At 74.4% G+C, this 3,603-nt stretch carries 2 protein-coding genes; both read right to left on the minus strand.

The features are described 5' to 3' along the window. Positions 1–101: 101 nt before the first annotated feature. On the minus strand, positions 102–1,496 hold the full coding sequence (locus tag ACZ56B_RS18500) for an RNA polymerase sigma factor (RefSeq protein WP_468791128.1): 1,395 nt from the start codon (positions 1,494–1,496) through the stop codon (positions 102–104). 121 nt (positions 1,497–1,617) lie between these two features. After that, entirely contained in the window at positions 1,618–3,546 is a 1,929-nt protein-coding gene (gene dnaG, locus ACZ56B_RS18505; RefSeq protein WP_468791130.1) for a DNA primase, read from the minus strand. Positions 3,547–3,603 lie beyond the last annotated feature (57 nt).

Below are 3,603 nucleotides of genomic sequence, written 5' to 3' on the forward strand. Positions count from 1 at the left end.
CCCCCCCCCCCCCCCCCCCCCCCCCCCCCCTCCCCCCCCCCCCCCCCCCCCCCCCCCCCCCCCCCCCCCCCCCCCCCCCCCCCCCCCCCCCCCCCGCCGCGTCACTCCAGGTAGCCGCGCAACTGGTCGGCGAAGGCGTGGTCGCGGAGCTTGCCGAGGGTCTTGGACTCGATCTGCCGTATCCGCTCGCGGGTCACGCCGAAGATGCGGCCGATCTCCTCCAGCGTGCGGGGGCGGCCGTCGACCAGTCCGTAGCGGAGCTGGACGACCTTGCGCTCCCGCTCCCCCAGCGTCGACAGCACCGCCTCCAGGTGCTCCCTCAGCAACAGGAACGCGGCCGACTCGACCGGGCTCGCGGCGTCGCCGTCCTCGATGAGGTCGCCGAGGGCCACGTCGTCCTCCTCGCCCACCGGGGCGTGCAGGGAGACCGGTTCCTGGGCGAGCCGCAGGACCTCGCCGACCCGCTCGGGGGGCAGGCCGAGCTGGGCGGCGACCTCGTGGGGGGTCGGCTCGCGGCCGCGCTCCTGGAGCATCCGGCGCTGCACGCGGACGACGCGGTTGATGAGTTCGACCACGTGGACGGGGACGCGGATGGTGCGGGCCTGGTCGGCCAGCGCGCGGGACATGGCCTGGCGGATCCACCAGGTGGCGTAGGTGGAGAACTTGTAGCCGCGGGCGTAGTCGAACTTCTCCACCGCCCGGATCAGGCCGAGGTTGCCCTCCTGGACCAGGTCGAGCATGGTCAGCCCGCGGCCCACGTACCGCTTGGCGACGGACACCACGAGCCGCAGGTTCGCCTCGATGAGGCGGCGCTTGGCCATCCGGCCCAGGACGACGAGCCGGTCCAGGTCGTGGGCGAGCCGGCTGTCCAGGTCGGGCGTGAGCCGCAGCTTCTCCTCGGCGAACAGCCCGGCCTCCACGCGGCGGGCGAGTTCGACCTCCTCGGCCGCGGTGAGCAGGGGGATGCGGCCGATCTCCCGCAGGTACTGGCGGAACAGGTCCGAGGAGGGGCCGCCGGTCTCGGGGCGCGGGGGCGGGGCCCCGGCGGGCTCGACGGGCTCGGTGGGTTCGACGAGCTCGACGGGCTCGGTGGGTTCGACAGGCTCGACGGGCTCGGTGGGCTCGGTGGGCTCGGTGGGCTCGACGGCGGACTCGGCCGGCTCCGGCGCGTCCGCGGGCGGTCCGGCCGGCTCGGGCGGGGTCCCGGGGACCGTCCCGGCCCCGGAGCGGTGCGCGGCGCGGCTGCGCGCGGGCACCGCCACCAGGACGTCCGCGGCCGGCTGCGGGCCGGCCGCGCACGGGCCGGCCTGGCTGAGGGTCTGGGTCTGCACGGGGGCGACCTCCAGGGTGATCGCCGCCGCCGGGAGGGGCGGCAGCGGTACGTCGGGAGCGGAGTCGGCGGCCTCGCCGCTGTCCGTCCCGTACGCGATGAGCGGAACCGCGGGGGTCCGGGACCCGCCGGTGACGGATCGGCCGCGCTCCGAGGACTCAGGCACCGCACCCCAGTGTGGGGTACGACACATCGTCCCCACGAGGGGCGTGCGGTGACTTTTTGCGTCCGGTCCGTGACAGGGCGGTCATCGGGCCCGCGCCCGGAGGGGAGGCCCCCCGGGGGGCTCAGAGCGCCGCCGCGCCGTGCTCCCGCAGGGCCTGGTCGTACTGCTGGAGGACCCACAGCTCGTTCTGCACGGAGGCCAGTTCGGCCGGGTCGCCCTGGGTGCCGAGGCGGGTGAGGCGGCTGGTGATGTCGCGGATGCGGCGCTCGACGGCACGGCGGCGGACGGTGACCAGCTGGGCGCCCGCGTAGGTCTCGTCGACCTCCTTGACACCCCGGTGCAGCATGATCGCCTCCACGGCGAGTTCGGTGACCATGGCGCGGACGGTGTCGTCGGGGGCGGCGTCGCGGACCCGGATCAGGTACTCCTGCGGGTCCTGCACGCCGTACTCGGCGCCGCCCGCGTCCAGGATGGCCTGGCGCACGGCCGCGTAGGGCGGGGCGGTGAACTCGTCGACGCCGTACGCGTCGAAGGCCGGGGAGACCAGTTCCGGGCGCTGGAGGGCGAGCTTGAGCAGCTCGCGTTCGGTGGCGAAGACCGGGTTGCGCAGGGTGAGGGCGGGGCCGCGCGGAGCGGGGGCGGCCGGGGCGGGGACGTACTGCTGGGGGCCGCCGCCGCGCTGCCGCCGGTCGGGGGCGGGGCCCTTGCCGCCGCGTTCGCGGGCCCAGCGGGCCAGCTGCGCGACCCGCTTGACGACGAACTGGGTGTCGAGGATGCCCAGCATCCCGGCGAGCTGGACGGCGACCTCGTGCTGGGCGCCGCTGTTCTTGATCCGGGCGACGACCGGGGCGGCCTCGTCCAGTGCCGCCGCACGGCCGGCCGGGGTGTCCAGGTCGTAGCGGCCCACGATCTGGCGCAGGGCGAACTCGAACAGCGGGGTGCGGGGTTCGACCAGGTCGGCGACGGCCTCGTCGCCCTTGGCCAGGCGCAGGTCGCAGGGGTCCATGCCGTCGGGGGCGACGGCGATGTAGGTCTCGGCGGCGAACTTCTGGTCGTCCTCGAAGGCGCGCAGGGCCGCCTTCTGGCCGGCCGCGTCACCGTCGAAGGTGAAGATCACGCGGGCGCTGCCGTTGTCCATGAGCAGCCGGCGCAGGATCTTGATGTGGTCGCCGCCGAAGGCGGTGCCGCAGGTGGCGATGGCGGTGGTGACGCCGGCGAGGTGGCAGGCCATGACGTCGGTGTAGCCCTCGACGACGACCGCGCGGGAGGACTTCGCGATGTCCTTCTTCGCCAGGTCGATGCCGTAGAGGACCTGGGACTTCCGGTAGATCGCCGTCTCGGGGGTGTTGAGGTACTTGGGGCCGTTGTCCGCCTCGTGGAGCTTGCGGGCGCCGAAGCCGACGACGTCCCCGCCGATGTCGCGGATGGGCCACATCAGCCGGCCGCGGAAGCGGTCGATGGGGCCGCGGCGGCCCTCCTGGGAGAGGCCGGAGAGGATCAGCTCCTTGTCGCTGAAACCCTTGCCGCGCAGGTAGCGGGTGAGGTGGTCCCAGCCCTGGGGGCTGTAGCCGACGTTGAAGCGGACGGCCGCGGCCTGGTCGAAGCCGCGCTCGGCGAGGAAGACCCGGCCGGTCTCGGCCTCGGGGGAGGTCGCGAGCTGCTCCGCGTACCACTCCGCGGCGATCTTGTGCGCCTCGACCAGGCGGATGCGCTCGCCGCGCTGGTGGGCGGGGTTGTAGCCGCCCTCCTCGTAGCGCAGGGTGATGCCGGCCTGGGCGGCCAGCCGCTCGACCGCCTCGGAGAAGGAGAGGTGGTCGATCTTCATCACGAACGTGATGGTGTCGCCGCCCTCCTGGCAGCCGAAGCAGTGGAACAGGCCCTTGCTCGGGCTGACCTGGAAGGACGGCGACTTCTCGTCGTGGAAGGGGCACAGGCCCTTGAGGTTGCCGCCGCCCGCGTTCCGCAGCTGGAGGTACTCGGACACCACGGCGTCGATCGGGACCGCGTCCCGTACCGCCTTCACGTCCTCGTCGTTGATCCGTCCTGCCACGCGTGAAGTCTACGGGGGCGCGCGGACACCTCCGGGGAGGGGAGCCGTACCCCGGCC

The organism is Streptomyces sp. NPDC034670 (assembly GCF_055574875.1).